The sequence below is a fragment of the Streptomyces sp. NPDC025784 genome, from assembly GCF_055558435.1.
This window is the reverse complement of the sequence record NZ_JBVHMN010000020.1, coordinates 70,632-87,198: the sequence shown is the minus strand read 5'-3', so window position 1 is coordinate 87,198 and position 16,567 is coordinate 70,632. Positions and strand designations below refer to the sequence as shown.

Here is a 16,567-nt window from a genome sequence, read left to right as displayed (position 1 = left end):
GCCCGAAGGCAGCATCGTCCCCATGACTGAACGGACGATCGCGCTGGTCACCGGCGCGAACAAGGGAATCGGCTACGAGATCGCCGCAGGCCTGGGCACCCTCGGCTGGAGCGTCGGCGTCGGCGCCCGCGACGAGCAGCGCCGAAGCGTCGCGGTGGAGAAACTGCGCGCCGCCGGCATCGACGCGTTCGCCGTACCGCTGGACGTGACCGACGAGGCGAGCGCGACCGCCGCCGCACGGCTGATCGACGAACGGGTCGGACGCCTCGACGTGCTCGTCAACAACGCCGCCATCGCAGGCGACATGCCACAGGAGCCCACCCGGATCGACCCCGCCACCATCCGAACGGTCGTGGACACCAACGTGATCGGCGTCATCCGCGTCACCAACGCGATGCTGCCGCTGCTGCGCCGCTCCGCCGCACCACGGATCGTCAACATGTCCAGCAGCGTCGGCTCCCTCACCCGGCAGTCAGGACCCGCCGCCGAACAGACGGCAGGTCCGGTGTCCGCGGCGTACGCGCCGTCGAAGACGTTCCTGAACGCCGTCACCCTCCAATACGCCCGGGAGCTGAGCGGCACGAACATCCTGATCAACACCGGCTGCCCCGGCTACGTCGCCACCGACCTCAACGGCTTCCGCGGCATGCGCACCCCCGAACAGGGCGCGGCGATCGCCATCAGACTTGCCACCCTGCCCGACGACGGCCCCACCGGACAGTTCTTCGACGACGCCGGCGTAGTGCCCTGGTGATGGGCACGGCGGCCATCACCCGCCAGGCTGGTACCGCCGCGCCTGCGCACGAACAGAGCCGTGGTGGCCGTCCCTGCCAGGTCGGTTGTGACGCCGGACCTGGACTCCCTCGCGACCGCGCTCTACGTGAAGACCGGCGACCTGCTGAAGGAATCGCCGTACCTGGCGGCGGGGCGCCCCGTCGTCGGGATCCCGCCCCGGCTCACGGATGCCGAGCCGGTCACCCTCGCGGAGATGCAGGCCCTGCTCGGCTTCACCTCCGAACGCCGCTGGATACCACTGACCCTTCGCATCATTCATCTAGACCCCCGCCAGGGCGGCGGGCGGGTCGTCGAGCACCGGCTGCCAGGCCAACTCGGCCGCGCCCACCAGGCTGTTGTGGTCGAGGGTGCAGGCGAGGATGGGTACGCCTCCGCTCTGGCCCCACAGACTGCGGTCGGCGACGACGGCGCGCAGCCGGTCCGGGTCGGCGTCGAGCAGGGTCCGGTGCAGTCCGCCGAGGATGATGCGGTCCGGGTTCAGGATGTTGACGAGACCGGCGAGTCCGAGACCCAGCCGGTCGATCAGCGCCTCGACGGCCGTACGGACGCCGGGATCGGCGGACTCGTCGCGGATCAGGTCGTTCGCCTGCTGGAGCAGTGACACCTCGGGGCCGGGTTCGCGGCCCGCCGCCGTGAGGAAGGCCAACGGGTCCGCCTCGACGTCGAGGCAGCCGCGGCTGCCGCAGTGGCAGGGGCGTCCCTCGGGGTTCACCGTGAGGTGGCCGACCTCCAGGGCGAGGCCCGAACTGCCGGTGTGCAGCCGCCCGTCGAGCACCAGGGCGCCGCCGACACCCCGGTGGCCGGTGGCCACGCACAGCAGGTCGCGGGAGCCTCGGCCCGCGCCGTGCCGGTGCTCGGCGAGGGCGGCGAGGTTCACGTCGTTGGCGGCGAACGCGGGCCCCTGGATGCCCGCGGCGCGCACCTGTTCCGCGAAGATCCGGCGCACCGGGGAGCCGGCGGGCCAGGCGAGGTGCAGGGGGTTGAGGGCGAGCCCGTCAGGTTCGGCGACGGCGGACGGCACGGCGAGTCCGGCACCCACGCAGCGCCGCCCCGTCCGGCGCAGCAGCTCCGCGCCCGCCTCGACGACCGAGCCGAGGACCTTCGCCGGGTCGGCGTCGACGGCCTCGCAGCCGGGCGCTGTCGCCACGATCCGGCCGCCCAGGCCGACGAGCGCGGCACGGAAGCCGTCGGCGTGCACCTGCGCCGCCAGCGCGACGGGTCCGTCCTCGGCGACCGCCAGTCGGTGCGAGGGCCGCCCCTGCGAACCCGCGGCCGCCCCGGGGCGCGCGTCGACCCGGATCAGCCCGAGTGCCTCCAGCTCCGCGGCGACCGCACCCGCGGTCGCCCGGGTGACGCCCAGCTCGGCGGTGAGCACGGCTCGCGTCGGCGCACGCCCGGTGTGCACGAGCTCCAGCGCCGGCCCGAGCGCCCCGCGCCCCCGGTCCAGCCGCGTCCGCGTGTTCCCTTCCCCCGTCGCCCGGGGGCCCGCCTTGCCGTTCATGAGGGCGAGTCTGTCATGATCCGCTCGTTCGGTCGCCCGTGCGGTCGCCGGGCGGTCGCGGGCGGTCCGGCGACCGGAATCCACTGACCCTGAGGGTGACGTTGAGGCGTCCGGTCAGCCCCAACTCCGGCGGCGCGGTGCCCGCGTGCACCCGCGGCACTCCGTGGTACGCGAGCCGCGACGCCCCGCCGAACACGAAGAGGTCGCCGCTGCGCAGGTCCACGTCGCGGTACGGGCGGGCCCTCGACGTGGTGTTCCCGAAGCGGAAGACGCAGGTGTCGCCGAGGCTCAGGGACACCACGGGGGCGTCCGACTTCTCGTCGCTGTCGCGGTGCATGCCCATGCGGGCGTCGGCGTCGTAGAAGTTGATCAGGGCGATGTCGTAGGGCGCTGTCGTGGCGGCTTCCGGCCCCAGAGCCGCGTGGACGGCGTCACGGCCGAGTGCGGCCAGCCACTGCGGGAGGGGCTTGACCGGAGATCCGTCACCGTCGACGACGGTACGGGCGTACCCGTACGGGTACCAGTGCCAGCCGAGGCAGACCTGCCGGGCGGTCATGGCGCCGCCGCCGGGGGTGCGGACGGTGCGCAGCCCTGCCGGTGGGCGGGCCCATGCGCGACAGGCCTCCAGGAGCTGCCGCTGGCGGTCCGCGTCGAGCCAGTCCGGGACGTGCACCGCGCCCGGCGCGATCTCCGTGCGGGCGCGCGGAAACAGCTCGCTGTCCATGAACCCCATCATCACGCACCCGGCGGACGGGTACGGAGCTGCGGCTCCGTTAGCCTTGACGCACCATGAACGACCGTATGACCACTCCGTGGGGCGAGTACGCGCTGGCCCGCTTCCCCGAGGACCCCCGCGACCGGCTGCGTGCCTGGGACGCCGCCGACACGTATCTGCTGCGACACCTCGCCGAGAGCGGGACCCCGCTGACGGGGTCGGTCGTGGTCGTCGGCGACCGGTGGGGCGCGCTCACCACCGCGCTTTCGGCGCACCGGCCGACGCAGATCACCGACTCGTTCCTCGGGCAGGAGGCGACACGGGCGAATCTGGCGCGTGCCGGTGCCGAGGAGGCCGGTGTACGGCTCCTCACCACGCAGGACGCCCCGCCCGGGCGGATCGACGTACTGCTGGTCCGGGTGCCGAAGAGCCTCGCCCTCCTGGAGGACCAGCTGCACCGGCTGGCACCCGGCGTGCACGAGGGCACGGTCGTCGTCGGCACCGGGATGGTCAAGGAGATCCACACCTCGACGCTGCACCTGTTCGAGCGGATCATCGGTCCGACCCGCACGTCGCTCGCGGAGAAGAAGGCCCGGCTGATCTTCTGCACCCCGTATCCGGGCATCGCGCGGGAAGCCAACCCGTGGCCGTACAGCTACCGGCTCCCCGACGGCGTCGGACCGGTCTCGGGCCGCACCGTCGTCAATCACGCGGGTGTCTTCTGCGCCGACCGGCTCGACGTGGGCACCCGGTTCTTCCTCCAGCACCTGCCGCGCAGCCGCGGGCCCGAGCGGGTCGCGGATCTGGGCTGTGGAAACGGCGTGCTCGGCACGGCGGTCGCTCTGGCCAACCCCGAGGCCGAGGTGCTGTTCGTGGACGAGTCGTACCAGGCGGTGGCGTCCGCGGAGGCGACCTACCGGGCGAACGCCGACGGGAGGGCCGAGTTCCTGGTGGGTGACGGTCTGGCGGACGTCCCCGCCGGAAGCGTCGACCTCGTCCTGAACAACCCGCCGTTCCACTCGCACATGGCGACGACGGACACCACCGCGTGGCGGATGTTCACGGGGGCCCGGCGGGCACTGCGGCCGGGTGGTGAGCTGTGGGTGATCGGCAACCGCCACCTCGGCTACCACCTGAAGCTGCGCCGGCTGTTCGGCAACAGTGAACTCGTGGCCGGTGACGCGAAGTTCGTGATCCTGAGGGCCGTCAGGAAGTAGTCCCGCGCAGCGCGCGCGGGGAGGCGCCCAGTTCGCGGCGGCACGCCTTGTTGAAGGCCTGCAGGTCGGGGATGCCGACGGAGGCGGCCACGGCCGGGACGGACAGGGTCGAGGCGCGCAGCAGGTGATGGGCGCGTTCCAGCCGGCGGCGACGGATGTACGCCACGACCGTGGTGCCCGTCTCGGCGCGGAAGAGCCGGGTGAGGTGGTTGTGGGACACCCCGGCGGCCCGGGCGATCCGGGGGATGGTGAGCGGGGCGGCGAGGTGGGCCTCGATGTGGGCGATCGCCGTGCCCACCGCGGGGTGCGGGCCTGCCTCGGCGGCGGCGCGCGGGGTGAGGTCGGCGATGCGCCACAGCGCGGTCCAGATCTCGGCCCGGGTGCGCTCGGGCGCGCCGGGGGCCGCCGCGATCGCGTGCCGCATCAGCTGGGAGAGCGCGGGGAGTTCGGCCCCGGTGTCCTGCACGACGGGGAGCGTGCGCGAAGGGCCGCGGGGTGCGATGCGCAGATGGGCGTAGAGGTGTTCGGAGCGGCCCTGGTAGCGGTAGCGGACGGTGGCGCCGGGCGGTACGAGGCTCACCCGGCCGGGGCGGACGAGGTGTGCGGTGCCGTCGACGGTCAGTTCGGCGTCGTACTGGTACAGGTGCAGCTGCCACAGCTCGGGCAGCCGGAAGACGTCCGTGGGACTCGCGACCCCGTGCACGCCGACACCCGCGTTGACGACGGCGGGCGGCTCCCCGAGGTACAGCTGCGTCTCCCGCATGGTGAGAAATTACCAGCAGTGGTGAATGGGGCCAACGCGCCGAGGACAGCCGCGGTCCTACGTTGGCGCTCATGACCACCACGTGGGAGCAATCGACAGGCAGCACCCTTCTCAGTTCGGTCGCGATGGCGCACTTCGTGGCCCACGGCTCCTTGCGACTGGACGCCGTGGTCCCGGCCGAGATGAACACCGAAGGGACGGAGGTGCTGCGCCGGGGACTTCCCGACGTGCCGTACGGCACACCCGTCGCGGACGCCTACCCGGAGGGGTCGTTCGTCCGCCGACTCGTGGAACTACCGGTCGTCGCCGGTGCGTTGCGGAGTCTCGTCGGCCCGGGCCCGTCCGTCGACCATCATGCCGTGCACATCCGCGAGCCGCGCGAGGGGCAGGCGCAGCCGTTGCACGGTGACGCGATCATCGACGTACGCACCGGCGCGTTCGACGTCCAGTTGATGTACTACCCCCAGGACGTCACACTCGACATGGGCGGCACCCTCAGCGTCCCGGGCAGTCATCTGCGCCGCACGAACGAGTCGGACACCGGGCGCTACCAGAATCTGCGCGGGCAGAGCCGGCTCGTCTGCCCGGCGGGCACCGTGGTGTTTCTGCACCATGGGCTGTGGCACGGCGGGCGGCGCAACGACAGCGACACGGCGCGCTACATGTTCAAGATCCGCTTCAATCCGTCCGTACGTCAGCGGCGGCTGTGGGACACCTCGGACCTCGGGGACCCCCGGGTGGCGGAGGAACTCGCCACGACGTTCCCCTGGTACGAGCCGGCGACCGGCCGGCTGGAGGTCTACAACCGCGTCCTGCTGTGGCGCTCGCTGACCGGGGACGACTCCTACGACCTGGACCACTGGGTGACCCGGGTCTCCAACCGCCCTCAGGAGGAAGCCGTATGAGTATCCGTCAGCAAGTTCTGGTGCTGTACCTCGCCACCTCGGCGCTCGATTCCGAGGTGGTGGGCTGGTCGGCCTACGACGGGACGGGCCGTACCTCGCCCACGACCGGGGACGGCGACGAACCGCCCTACAAGTCGGGTGTGCACGCCCTGGAGGACGGCTGGCGGCTGTTCCAGGCGGCGCAGCTGCTCCCGCCGTATCCAGGGCACGAGTACGACGTGTCGTTCCTCAAGCACGAGTTCTTCTTCGAGAAGCTCGTCGAGGCCGGCGCCGGTTCGGGCGGCGGCCCCGTGTGACGTCAGGCCCGTAGGACGCCGATGAGCCGCGCGACCGTCCGGGCCATCGCCTCCCGCCCCACGCTGAGGTACTTCCGCGAGTCCACGGCCTCGGGGTGGGCGGCGAGGAACTCGCGGACGGCGCCCGTCATCGCGAGGTTCAGGGCGGTCCCGACGTTGACCTTGGTGATGCCGCCCGCGACGGCGGCGCGGAGCTCGTCGTCCGGCACGCCGGACGAGCCGTGCAGGACGAGCGGCACACCGAGCGTCGCGGCCAGCCGTTTGAGCAGGTCGTGGTCGAGGGCCGCGGTGCGCGTGGTCATGGCGTGCGAACTGCCGATCGCGACGGCCAGTGCGTCCACACCGGAATCGGCCACGAAGGCACGGGCCTCGGCGGGATCGGTCCGGGCGCCCGGGGCGTGCGCGTCCAGCGCGGGTTCGCCGTTCTTGCCGCCGACCTCGCCCAGCTCCGCCTCGATCCACAGGCCTCGGGCGTGGGCCCAGTCGGCGGCGGCCCGGGTCGCGGTGAGGTTCTCGTCGTAGGGCAGGCGCGCGGCGTCGTACATCACGGAGCTGAATCCGGCTCCGGGTGCCTGCCGCAGCAGGTCGTCGCTCTGGACGTGGTCGAGGTGCAACGCGACGGGCACCGAGGCCCGTTCGGCCGCCGCTGACGCGGCCCGGGCCAGTGGGAGCAGCCTTCCGTAACGGAACTTGACCGCGTTCTCGCTGACCTGGAGGACGACGGGCGAGCCGGCGGACTCGGCGCCCGCGACGACGGCCTCGACGTGCTCCAGGGTGATGACGTTGAACGCGGCGACGGCGGTCCGTGCCGCGGCGGCCTCGGCGACCAGTTCACCGGTTGCGGCTAGTGGCACAACTCCTCCTTTGCTGCCGGCGGTCGGGCCGGTTCAGTGACTCGCCGGGCTGAGGATCACGGAGCGGGTGAGGTGGCGCGGCCGGTCGGGGTCGAGGCCGCGGGCGGAGGCGACGGCGACGGCGAGCCGCTGCGCGCGGACGAGTTCGGCGAGCGGGTCGAGGCCTCCGTCCACCCACAGGCCGCCGGTCTCGCGCACCTGGTCGGCGAGCCCGTCCGGCGCGTCGCCGAGCATCCAGGTGGCGGTGCCGCGGGTGGTGATGCTGATGGGGCCGTGCCGGTACTCCATCGCGGGATAGGCCTCGGTCCACGCGAGGGAGGCCTCGCGCATCTTGAGGCCGGCCTCGTTGGCGAGGCCGACGGTCCAGCCGCGGCCGAGGAAGGTGAACTGCGTGCAGTCGACGAGCCCCGCTGGCAGCGGGGTCCGAAGCGCGGTGCGTGCGTCGGCGACGACGGCGTCGGTGTGCAGGCCGAGGTGGGCCCGCAGCAGGGTGAGCGCGGTGGTCGCGAACCGGGTCTGGACGACGGAGCGTTCGTCGGCGAAGTCGAGGACGACGACGTCGTCCGCCGACTCCATCACGGGCGTGCGCGGGTCGGCGGTGATGGCGGTGGTGCGCGTGCTCCCGCGCAGCCGCGCGAGGAGTTCCAGCACCTCGGTCGTGGTCCCCGACCGAGTGAGGGCGACGACTCGGTCGTAGGCGCGGGCCCCGGGGAACTCCGAGGCGGCGAAGGCGTCGGTCTCGCCCTGGCCGGACTGTTCGCGCAGTGCGGCCACGGCCTGGGCCATGAAGAAGGAGGTGCCGCACCCCACGATCGCGACGCGCTCCCCCGCCGCCGGCAGTGCCGCGCCGTGTGCGGTGGCCTGTTCCGCGGCGCGGATCCAGCACTCGGGCTGGCTGGTCAGCTCGTGCTCGACATGGGTCATGTCGTACCCCTCCCACTGATGCTTGTTCATGCAAGATATAGCGATGTTTCGAGCACAATCAAGCATCCATGGTGGGAGTGGGGTGCGCTAGGGTCACGGAGGAACGAGGAACGGAGAGTGCGGATGTCGCGCGACGCCCGCTGGAAGGCGCTGCTGGAACTGCTCGTGGAGCGGGGCCGGTTGGATGTCGAGGAGGCCGCGGCCCAGCTGGAGGTGTCGGCCGCGACGATCCGGCGCGACTTCGACCAGCTCGCCGAGCAGCAGATGCTCGTGCGCACCCGGGGCGGAGCGGTGGTTCACGGCGTCTCGTACGAACTGCCGCTGCGCTACAAGACCGCCCGCCACGCCTCGGAGAAGCAGCGCATCGCCACGGCCGTGGCCGGACTCGTCTCCCCCGGTGAGGCGGTGGGCCTGACCGGCGGGACCACGACCACCGAGGTGGCCCGCGCCCTGGCCGTGCGCCCGGATCTGGCCTCGGGGTCCCCCGCGCTCACCGTCGTCACCAACGCCCTGAACATCGCCAACGAACTGGCCGTGCGCCCCCAGTTCAAGATCGTGGTGACCGGCGGGGTCGCCCGTCCGCAGTCCTACGAGCTCATCGGCCCCCTCGCCGACGGCGTGCTGGGCCAGATCACCCTCGACGTCGCCGTCCTCGGCGTGGTCGCCTTCGACGCCACGCACGGCGCCGCCGCCCACGACGAGGCGGAGGCCGCCATCAACCGCCTCCTGTGCGAGCGCGCCGAGCGCGTGATCGTCGCCGCCGACTCCAGCAAACTCGGCCAGCGGGCGTTCGCGCGGATCTGCGCGGCGGGCTCGGTGGACACGCTGGTCACGGACTCCGCGGTGCGGCAGGAGACGGTGCGGCTGTTCGAGGATGCCGGGGTGGCGGTCTTCGCCGTGTGACGGTGCCCGCCCGGCGGGCAGGCACCGTCACCCTTCGCTCAGCGGGACTCGGCCGACGCGCCCTGCGGGATCCCGGCGGCGGCGAGCACGGCTCCTCCGAGGCACAGCACGCCGGTGAGGACCGAGGCCGAGTGCACGCCGTTGCGGAACGCCCTGCCGCTGCCCTCGGCCACGGCCGCCGCGAGACGCGCGGACATCCCGTCGCCGACCGGAGCCACGCCCATCGACACCGCGTCCGTGGCCCCGTCGAGCTGCCCGGCCAGGGCCGGCGGCACGCCCGCCCCGGTCAGTTCCGTGCCGAGGGTGGCGCCGACCCTCGCGCTGATCACCGAGACCAGTACGGACGTGCCGAGCGCACCGCCGATCTGGAGCGACGTTGCCTGCAGTCCGCCCGCGACACCGCCGTCCCGCACCGGGGCGTTGCCGACGATGGCGTCGGAGGACGCGGCCAGCACCATGCCGACGCCCAGCCCCAGGGCGACGAACGGCGGCCACATCGTGGCGTACGGGGAATCGGTCCGCCAGGTCAGCATCCCGAAGCAGGCGGCGGACTGGAGCAGCATGCCGAGCGGCATGGTGAGGCGGGCTCCGAAGCGGTCGGTGAGCGCGGCTCCCAGCGGGGAGGCGATCAGGGAGGCCAGGCTGAGCGGCAAGGTGCGGACGCCGGATTCGACGGGTGTGCAGCCGCGTACGTTCTGCAGGTAGAGCATCACGAAGAAGATCACGCCGAACAGCACGAAGAAGTTCAGGGCGGTGACGACGGTGCCCGTCGTCAGGGCCCGGCTGCGGAAGAGGCGCATCGGGAGCAGCGAGTGCTCGATGCAGGTCTGATACCGGCCGAAGAGGACGAGGATCGCCACGCCGGCGCCGATGGCGCCCCAGGTGCCGGCCGACGACCAGCCCCAGGTCTCCCCCTTGACCACACCGAACACGGACTGAGCAGACCGAGGGCGAGCAGGGCGACCCCGACGACGTCGAAGGCGTGCCGGCCGGTGCCGTTCCTGCTCTGCGGGAGCACCAGGGCGCTGAACACCAGGGCGACGACGCCGATCGGCGCGTTGATGCAGAAGACGGACTCCCAGCCGACGTTCTCGACGAGCAGGCCCCCGACGATGGGGCCGTGTGCCGTGGACACCGCGGAGACCATCGCCCAGATGCCCACCGCCATGCCGAATCGCCGCGGCGGGAACACCGCGCGGAGCAGGCCGAGGGTGTTGGGCATCAGCAGGCCGCCGCACACACCTTGCAGGGCGCGGAAGGCGATGACGCCCCCGATCGAGCCGACGAGTCCGATCGCCACCGAGGCGAGGGCGAATCCGGCGAGGGCGAAGCCGGCGACGCCGACGAGGTAGTAGGTGCGCCGTCCGAACCGGTCGCCGAGCTTGCCGCCGAGGATCAGGCTGGCGGCCAGGGCGAGCAGATACGCGTTGGTCACCCCCTGCAGGTCGGCGCTGGACGCGTCGAGTCGGCGGCCGATCTCGGGGTTCGCGATGACCACGACGGACGCGTCGAGCTGGACCATGAACAGGCCGAAGGCGACCGCGCACAGGGTGAGCCAGGGGTTGGCCCGGCGGCCGGTCGCCGGTGGCGGTGCGGGGGTTCGCGTGACGGGAGCGGGGTGATCCACGGAGGCGGACGGCATGACGGAACCTTGTCTGCGTCGAGGGGATGAACGGGAGTACGCCCCGTGGAAGCGCTCCGCGGACGCGCCGGTGCCGCCGGCGGGCTTGCGCCCCGCCGCGCGGTGGACGGCGTACGTGTCCCGGTGCGGGACACGGAGTCGGACCTCACGTGACACGTGGGAACCGCCCCTGGGCAGGGACGCGACGGAACCGCCCACGGGTACGGGATGGGCGGCCCCACGGCCGGGCCGGCTCGTCCGCCGGGGACGGCGGTGATGTCAGCGGGCCGCGGGGTGCAGGCGTCGCGCCAGCGCCGAGAGCGCGCCCACGGCGGAGCCGAGCGCGTCCAACTCGCCCTCGGTGAGGGACAGCAGGGCCTCGCGGAGGTGGGCGGCCTCCAGGTGCCGCACCTCGGCGAGCCGTTGCCGGGAGGTGGGCGTGAGGTGGAGGTGCGCGACTCTCCTGTCGGCACTGCCCTGCCGGCGCTCCAGCAGGCCCTGCTCGGTGAGCTGGGTGACCAGGGCGCTCACGTTGTTCGGCTTCATCAACAGCGCCTCGGCTGCCTCGCGCACGGTGGCGCCCTCCTGCTCGGAGACGAACCGCAGCAGGGCGAGCTGACCCTCGGGGGGCTTGGGGTGCGGGTATTCGGCGGCGATCCGCCGGTCCAGGGCCCGGTGCAGCGCGGGGAGACTCGCCGCGAGGCCGGTGGCCGTGCGGTCGATGTCCCGTGCGGGCGCGCTGGAGGGGGTCACGCGTTCAAGATAGGTATCGACTCATAGGTATGTCAACATACGGATTCGGCCGCCGGGAGTCGTCGCGGGGATACGGAGGTCACGGGAACCCGGGACCGGCGCGGCCTGCAGGGCCCGGCACGGAAAGCCCGGGCCGCCGCGGGACATGCGCGGCGGCCCGCCGCCTCACGCCCGGCCTGTCACGAATCCGTCGACCGCCGCCGTCAGCTCCTCCGGCTTCTCGACCGGCAGTTCGTGGCCCGCGTCCAGGATCCGCACCACGGCGTCCGGGTAGGCCTTCGCCATCCGCAGCATCTGCGACACCGGCAGCTGGATGTCGTGGTACCCGTGCACCATCAGGGTCGGGGTGCGGATCTCACCGACCCGGTCGAGGACGTCGAAGGCCCGCATGGCGCCGTAGAGCGTCATGACCACCTCGCGGGGAGTGTCGCCGGAGGCCCGGACGTACTCCTGGATCTCCTCGCGCGGATAGCCCGGTGCGAAGGCACGCTGGATGTTGGCCGCGATGAACAGCTTGAAGGGGGCGAGGGTGGACGCCGCCATGAGCAGCCCCCTCCCCCGGCTGTAGGTCATCCGGCTGATCGAGTTCACCAGCACCATGCGCTCCACCCGCTCGGGATGGGACAGGGCGATGTTCTGCGAGATCATCCCGCCCATGGAGTGACCGACCAGCACGAAACGCTCGACCTTCAGATGGTCGAGGAGCGCGAGCACGTCCTTGGCCAGCTCCGCGATCGTCCGCACCCCCGCCCCACTGCTCTCCCCGTGCCCGCGCAGGTCGAGGCGGATCACCCGGCGGCTGTCGGAGAAGTGCGCCACCTGGTGGTCCCAGCGGTGCCGGTTCGCCGTCCAGCCGTGGACGAAGACCAGGGGCACGCCGTCACCGTCGCGCGGGCCCTCGTCGTCGTACGTCAGGACTGCGCCGTCGACTTCGAGCTGCGGCATGGGGCTCCTCCTGGAGTGAGGTCCGGTTACTGGCGAGTACGGTAGCTGTCGGCCGGGCCCGGCGTCATCGGCGTTCGCCGAGGAAGTCGAGGATGTGACCGAACACGTCGAGCGCGGCGCCCCGGCCGAGGAACGTGTCCAGGTGGCCGTAGCCGGGGATCTCGGTGTAGGACACGTCCAGTTGGGGCTGCCGCCGGGCGAGGACGTCGTGGCAGAGCTCCTGGGAGTCCAGCCACAGACCGTTCTCGCTGCCCGCGAGGAGCAGGACGGGGGTGTCGATGCGGGCCGCCGCGTCCAGCGCGTTCGCCGGCAGGGCCCGGTAGCGGTGGTCGGTGTCGTGCCAGCGGACCACGGTACGGGCCAGTTCGATCCGGCGCAGATGCGGCAGGATCCACAGCGGGGCGGGACCCAGCAGCTCAGCGAGCCGGTGGTGGGTGGTCTCGCAGAGGTGCTCGTGCACGAAGAGCGAGGCGCCCGTGCCCCAGGCGGAGTTGTGCAGGATCTGGCAGGTGGGGTCCGGGCAGCTCGCCTTCCGGCCGGCCAGCGCGAACAGCGGCGTGTACTTCGATCTCAGACCGACCGTGCGGAAGTCGACCGGGATGTGGTCGATGCGCCCCTTCAGCAGTTCCCCGGCCACGGACATGCGCAGCGAGGTGCGCCCCGCGAGCTTCGGCGTCAGGAACACGCCTTGCGACACCACGCCCGCGAGTCCCGGCACGAGCCCCGCCGTCATGCTCAGCGACAGCGCGAGGGAGCCGATGCAGTGGGCGACCACGAACAGCGGCCGGCGCCCGATGCGTTGTCTGATGTACGCGACGGCCTCGGGGATGTCGTACAGGGCCACGTCGTCGTACGTGTACCTCCGGCCGGTCTCGTTGTACGGGAGCCGGCAGCTGCCCCGCCAGTCGAGCAGCCAGGGCTCGTAGCCGTCGTCGAGCAGGACGTCGACCAGATTGCGGGTCTCGGGCAGCAGGAACATGTCGGCGGACGCGGTGTGTCCGTGCAGCAGCAGCACCGCGGGGCCCTCGCCCGGCCCTTCGCCGACGCGGGTCAGGCCGAGCCGGACGCCGTCGCCCGCGTGGAACGGGATCTCCTCGACGGCCGCCGGATCGAGGCGGTGGCGCAGGGGACGCGGGACCGTGGCGGTCCTCGCCCCGCGCCGGGCGGTCCGGGCCGGTGAGCCGGTCGTCCTGAAGATCATCGCTTGTGCTCCGTGAGGGTGGGGGTGCGGCGCAGGTCGAGGAGGTCCGCGGCTGCGCGGGCGAAGGGGCCGAGCAGTCCGCGGCCCACTTCGGCGCCGAACCAGGCGAGCCAGGTGAGTTTGGCGGCGCGCTTCTCCGGGCCGGTCAGGCGCGGGTCGACCTTGATGCCGTCGATCTGGTCGCGCACGTAACGGTCGGCGGGTACGACCATCTCGCCCGCCAGAATGGCCGGTTCGCCCTCGCGGCCGATCTCGACGGTCAGCGCGCGGGCCTGCCGCCAGACGTCACGGCGGGCCCGCGCGTACTTGTGGCCCTCCAGCCACCAGCTCCCGCCGTCCGCGTCCCGCAACGACAGCCTGTAGCGGAGGAGTTGGTGGCGCATCCCGTGTTCCTGCGGAATGCCCTCCTCGGGGCGTACCCAGAGGTCTCCGTGGTCGACCGTGAGCGGCTCGGGGTGCAGGGCGGTGCATGTCAGCGTTCCGGCGACGTCCACCCGGCGCTCCTTCACGAGCTGGTACATGCTCGCGATGGACAGGGTGAGCGCCATGGAGCAGGGAACCTCGGGCTGCGCGCCGACCGGACCCACGCTTCCGTCCGTCGTCTCGGCGAACCAGAGGTACGGCCGGTCGTCCTTGCCGGGCAGCCGGGCGAGACCGTCCTCGGCGAGCCGCTCGAACGTGCTGAGCTGGGCCCGCGCGTCGTAGCGAGCCGCCCCCGGCAGTGCGAGTGTCTCGACGAGCGCCGTCGTCCGGTCGTCGGTGGCCGCCGGTCCGGTGAGGGTCGCCTCGCACAGCTTGAGGGCGGTGGGACTGCGCAGCACGCGTCCGAGGAAGGCGAGTTCGGGCACCGGTTCGGCGTCCAGGCGGGCCAGCGTGTCGGCGCGCCACTCGTCCCAGCCCTGCACGCGCACATGCATGCCGCCGAGGGCCATGTCGCGTACGACGTCGTCCAGGGTGTTGGGCACACCGGTCAGGTTGTAGTCGTGACCCCAGGCGTCGGGGTCGCACACGGCGGCGACCGCGACACGGCTGACCCAGTCGACCGGGGCCGCGTTCAGGTGCCGGAAGGCGGGCACGGTGCGGAAGCGGCCGAAGGCGGAGATGAGGCCGCTGCTGAGGTCCTGAGGGTTGTAGGCACCGGTCCTGGTGTGACCGCCGATGCCGCCCGGGCGCAGTGCGGTGACCACGAGGCCGTGGTCACGGGCCCGGCGCAGCGCGACCTCGGCCGCCCACTTGCTCTGGTCGTATCCGGAGACCAGACGGTCGATGCGGGCGAGGGGATCGTCCTCGCCCATCGAGGCGATGCCGACCTCGTTGAAGACGGCGATCGAGGAGATGTGGTGCAGCGGTTTGGGCCGTCCGGTCGCGGCGAGTTCGGCGAGGGTCAGGGCGCCGAGGACGTTGCTGCGCCGCAGCGACTGGTAGCCGCGCAGGAAGTCGACGGCCGCCGCCACACCGACGACGCTGTCCAGCTCATGGGCGAGGGTGTCCCACAGCTCGTCGGACAGGCCGAGCCGTGGGCTCCGGATGTCGCCGGGCAGCACCGTCACCCGGCGGCGGACCTCCGACGACCAGGGAAGCCGGTAGCTCCTGAGCTGCTCACCGAGCCGTGCGGTGGCCGACTCCTCGTCCGCGGCGCGCACCAGGCAGTGGACGTGGGCGTCGGTGTGCCGCAACAGGTCCAGCAGCATGTGCCCGCCGAGGAAGCCGGTGGCGCCGGTCAGCAGGACCCGCCGGGGCGGCAGCGGTTCGGGGGCGCCGGTCCAGGGGAGCCGGTCCGCGAGAGCGAGGTCGGCGAGGATCTGGTCCAGATCCTCCGAGCGCGCCGTCGCGAACGCGGCGGCGCGGCCGTCGGGTTCGCGGGCGGCCGCCGTGAACGGCGGGGTGCGCGGGGACGGGACGGGGAGAGGGCATGGGGCTACGGCGGGGAGCGCACGTGCGGGGGGCTCGGTGCGCGGGCCGGCGGAGGTCGCCGGGCGGATGCACTCGGAGGTCTCCGGGCTGGTGCCCTCGAAGGTCGCCGGGCTGGTGCCCTCAGAGGTGGTGAGGGTGGCGGTGACGCCCCCGGGGGCCGCGGGGGCGGTGGTCGTGGCAGCCGTACGCCCGTCCGCGGAGGCCGCTGGGCGGGTGGTCACGGGGACGGCCCGACCGTCGGCGGACGTCACGGGTCGAGTGGACGCGGCAGCCGCCCCGGCGTTCGCGGGCGGCGCGGGGCGAGCCCGCGCGGGACCCGCGGAACGGGTGGCCCCGGCAGCCGCCCGGCCGTCCACCGGGGCGGACTGCGCGGCCGGTGTCGTCTCGGTCACGGGGGCTTCCGGCGCGGCAGAGGGCGCGAGGGCGGTTCCGTAACCCGTGGCCGAGAGCCACCGTCGTGCCAGGCTGCGCGGACGGGCGTCGGCGAACACGTCGTCCAGAGCGACCTCCGTCCCGAGCAGCCGCTCCAGCTCCGCGACGAGTTCCACGGCACCCACCGAACTGCCCCCGGCGTCGAAGAAGTCGACGTCGAGCGGCAGATGCCCGTCGGGCACGTACGGAACCGCGGCGGAGGCGATGGCGGCGGCCAGGGCGTCCACGTCCCGCAGGGCGTCGGCGCGGCCCGCTCGGCGCAGCAACGGGCCCGATGCCCCGCCGCTGCCGGGCGACTCCGTATCGGTACCGCCGGAGGCCGTACCGGTGCTCCTGCGGGAGGCTGTGCCGGCGCTGCCACCGGAGGCCGTGCCGGCGCTGCCACCGGAGGCCGTGCCGACGCTGCCGCCCGAAGCCGTGCCGACGCTGCCGCCCGAAGCCGTGCCGACGCTGCCGCCGGAGGCCGTGCCGGGTGAACTCCCCTCGCTCCGGACGCCGGAAGCCGTACCGCTGCCGAGCGCACCGGCACCCGCGCCGGAGCCGGAGTGCGCCCCCTGCCCCGGCGGTGCCGCGGTCGCCGCCGCCCCGACGGTGTCGCCGTCGCCGCGGCTCTCGGGGGCGGGTGCGCCCACGGTCACCGCGGCTTCGGTCGGAGCGTGCCGGCCGGTCCCCGGCGGTGTGGTGGCCGATCGGACCCTGGCCAGCAGGGCGTCCACGTCGAGCCCTCCGCCGCCCCGCTCGATCGACTCGGCGGTCGCGCGCTGCCCGGTCTGCGCCGGGGCGTCGTCGTTCACGTCAGGCATGAGAACCCTTCACGGTGTACACGGT

Annotated in this window: 14 protein-coding genes and 2 pseudogenes; 6 read left to right on the top strand and 10 right to left on the bottom strand. The window is 73.0% G+C overall.

Features of this window, described 5'->3' with window-relative positions; genetic code table 11:
• Positions 1-22 precede the first annotated feature (22 nt).
• Both ACZ4IF_RS35005 and ACZ4IF_RS35000 read left to right on the top strand, forming a co-directional pair.
• Complete coding sequence (locus tag ACZ4IF_RS35005; RefSeq protein ID WP_467570294.1) at positions 23-754, top strand: SDR family oxidoreductase; 732 nt, start codon at positions 23-25, stop codon at positions 752-754.
• An 87-nt stretch (positions 755-841) separates the two neighbouring features.
• Positions 842-1,030: pseudogene (locus ACZ4IF_RS35000) on the top strand (IS982 family transposase); the annotation flags it as partial.
• 24 nt (positions 1,031-1,054) lie between these two features.
• On the opposite strand, the gene ACZ4IF_RS34995 reads toward ACZ4IF_RS35000, so the two are convergent.
• Together ACZ4IF_RS34995 and ACZ4IF_RS34990 are read right to left on the bottom strand one after the other, a co-directional pair.
• Positions 1,055-2,296 (bottom strand): ROK family protein, encoded by a 1,242-nt coding sequence (locus ACZ4IF_RS34995; RefSeq protein ID WP_467570291.1) that lies wholly within the window; start codon positions 2,294-2,296, stop codon positions 1,055-1,057.
• Positions 2,297-2,309: 13 nt separating this feature from the next.
• Positions 2,310-3,020: an alpha-ketoglutarate-dependent dioxygenase AlkB family protein gene (locus ACZ4IF_RS34990; protein WP_467570288.1), complete on the bottom strand. Its 711-nt coding sequence runs from the start codon at positions 3,018-3,020 to the stop codon at positions 2,310-2,312.
• Positions 3,021-3,085: 65 nt separating this feature from the next.
• Between ACZ4IF_RS34990 and ACZ4IF_RS34985 the strand changes: the two genes are divergently transcribed.
• Positions 3,086-4,228, top strand: coding sequence for a methyltransferase (locus tag ACZ4IF_RS34985; RefSeq protein WP_467570285.1), 1,143 nt, complete (start codon positions 3,086-3,088; stop codon positions 4,226-4,228).
• Here the strand turns inward: ACZ4IF_RS34985 and ACZ4IF_RS34980 are convergent.
• Positions 4,218-4,991: a helix-turn-helix domain-containing protein gene (locus tag ACZ4IF_RS34980; protein WP_467570283.1), complete on the bottom strand. Its 774-nt coding sequence runs from the start codon at positions 4,989-4,991 to the stop codon at positions 4,218-4,220. The two genes, ACZ4IF_RS34985 and ACZ4IF_RS34980, sit on opposite strands and share 11 nt — an antisense overlap.
• Before the next feature lie 71 nt (positions 4,992-5,062).
• On the opposite strand from ACZ4IF_RS34980, the gene ACZ4IF_RS34975 reads away from it, so the two are divergent.
• Positions 5,063-5,896 (top strand): phytanoyl-CoA dioxygenase family protein, encoded by an 834-nt coding sequence (locus tag ACZ4IF_RS34975; RefSeq protein WP_467570280.1) that lies wholly within the window; start codon positions 5,063-5,065, stop codon positions 5,894-5,896.
• Positions 5,897-5,898: 2 nt separating this feature from the next.
• Positions 5,899-6,192, top strand: a complete 294-nt coding sequence (locus tag ACZ4IF_RS34970) for a hypothetical protein (protein ID WP_467570562.1) — start codon at positions 5,899-5,901, stop codon at positions 6,190-6,192.
• Between the two features lie 2 nt (positions 6,193-6,194).
• Here ACZ4IF_RS34970 and ACZ4IF_RS34965 read toward each other — a convergent pair whose 3' ends face one another.
• Both ACZ4IF_RS34965 and ACZ4IF_RS34960 read right to left on the bottom strand, forming a co-directional pair.
• Positions 6,195-7,046, bottom strand: coding sequence for a class II fructose-bisphosphate aldolase (locus ACZ4IF_RS34965; RefSeq protein ID WP_467570278.1), 852 nt, complete (start codon positions 7,044-7,046; stop codon positions 6,195-6,197).
• Positions 7,047-7,079: 33 nt separating this feature from the next.
• Positions 7,080-7,970 carry an SIS domain-containing protein gene (locus tag ACZ4IF_RS34960; protein WP_345657606.1) on the bottom strand — a complete coding sequence of 297 codons (891 nt, stop codon included), beginning with the start codon at positions 7,968-7,970 and terminating at the stop codon, positions 7,080-7,082.
• A gap of 123 nt (positions 7,971-8,093) precedes the next feature.
• Between ACZ4IF_RS34960 and ACZ4IF_RS34955 the strand changes: the two genes are divergently transcribed.
• Positions 8,094-8,873 (top strand): DeoR/GlpR family DNA-binding transcription regulator, encoded by a 780-nt coding sequence (locus tag ACZ4IF_RS34955; RefSeq protein ID WP_467570275.1) that lies wholly within the window; start codon positions 8,094-8,096, stop codon positions 8,871-8,873.
• A gap of 38 nt (positions 8,874-8,911) precedes the next feature.
• Here the strand turns inward: ACZ4IF_RS34955 and ACZ4IF_RS34950 are convergent.
• From ACZ4IF_RS34950 to ACZ4IF_RS34930, 5 genes and pseudogenes are all read right to left on the bottom strand, one after another.
• Positions 8,912-10,515, bottom strand: a pseudogene (locus ACZ4IF_RS34950) (MFS transporter).
• A 258-nt stretch (positions 10,516-10,773) separates the two neighbouring features.
• The gene (locus ACZ4IF_RS34945; RefSeq protein WP_467570272.1) at positions 10,774-11,247 is read right to left on the bottom strand and encodes a MarR family winged helix-turn-helix transcriptional regulator; all 474 of its coding nucleotides are present in this window, start codon (positions 11,245-11,247) and stop codon (positions 10,774-10,776) included.
• Positions 11,248-11,412: 165 nt separating this feature from the next.
• Positions 11,413-12,192, bottom strand: a complete 780-nt coding sequence (locus ACZ4IF_RS34940; RefSeq protein WP_467570269.1) for an alpha/beta fold hydrolase — start codon at positions 12,190-12,192, stop codon at positions 11,413-11,415.
• A gap of 64 nt (positions 12,193-12,256) precedes the next feature.
• Complete coding sequence (locus ACZ4IF_RS34935; protein WP_467570267.1) at positions 12,257-13,393, bottom strand: alpha/beta hydrolase; 1,137 nt, start codon at positions 13,391-13,393, stop codon at positions 12,257-12,259.
• Positions 13,390-16,542, bottom strand: a complete 3,153-nt coding sequence (locus ACZ4IF_RS34930) for a thioester reductase domain-containing protein (RefSeq protein ID WP_467570264.1) — start codon at positions 16,540-16,542, stop codon at positions 13,390-13,392. Before ACZ4IF_RS34930 ends, ACZ4IF_RS34935 begins: the two co-directional genes overlap by 4 nt.
• Between the last annotated feature and the right edge of the window lie 25 nt (positions 16,543-16,567).

What these genes read in the sequence shown, in the direction of transcription:
- ACZ4IF_RS34985 (WP_467570285.1), top strand. Translation starts at nt 3,086, where the DNA reads ATGAACGACCGTATGACCACTCCGTGGGGCGAGTACGCGCTGGCCCGC.
- ACZ4IF_RS34930 (WP_467570264.1), bottom strand. Translation starts at nt 16,542, where the DNA reads ATGCCTGACGTGAACGACGACGCCCCGGCGCAGACCGGGCAGCGCGCG.
- ACZ4IF_RS35005 (WP_467570294.1), top strand. Translation starts at nt 23, where the DNA reads ATGACTGAACGGACGATCGCGCTGGTCACCGGCGCGAACAAGGGAATC.
- ACZ4IF_RS34980 (WP_467570283.1), bottom strand. Translation starts at nt 4,991, where the DNA reads ATGCGGGAGACGCAGCTGTACCTCGGGGAGCCGCCCGCCGTCGTCAAC.
- ACZ4IF_RS34990 (WP_467570288.1), bottom strand. Translation starts at nt 3,020, where the DNA reads ATGGACAGCGAGCTGTTTCCGCGCGCCCGCACGGAGATCGCGCCGGGC.
- ACZ4IF_RS34960 (WP_345657606.1), bottom strand. Translation starts at nt 7,970, where the DNA reads ATGACCCATGTCGAGCACGAGCTGACCAGCCAGCCCGAGTGCTGGATC.
- ACZ4IF_RS34935 (WP_467570267.1), bottom strand. Translation starts at nt 13,393, where the DNA reads ATGATCTTCAGGACGACCGGCTCACCGGCCCGGACCGCCCGGCGCGGG.
- ACZ4IF_RS34995 (WP_467570291.1), bottom strand. Translation starts at nt 2,296, where the DNA reads ATGAACGGCAAGGCGGGCCCCCGGGCGACGGGGGAAGGGAACACGCGG.
- ACZ4IF_RS34975 (WP_467570280.1), top strand. Translation starts at nt 5,063, where the DNA reads ATGACCACCACGTGGGAGCAATCGACAGGCAGCACCCTTCTCAGTTCG.
- ACZ4IF_RS34955 (WP_467570275.1), top strand. Translation starts at nt 8,094, where the DNA reads ATGTCGCGCGACGCCCGCTGGAAGGCGCTGCTGGAACTGCTCGTGGAG.
- ACZ4IF_RS34940 (WP_467570269.1), bottom strand. Translation starts at nt 12,192, where the DNA reads ATGCCGCAGCTCGAAGTCGACGGCGCAGTCCTGACGTACGACGACGAG.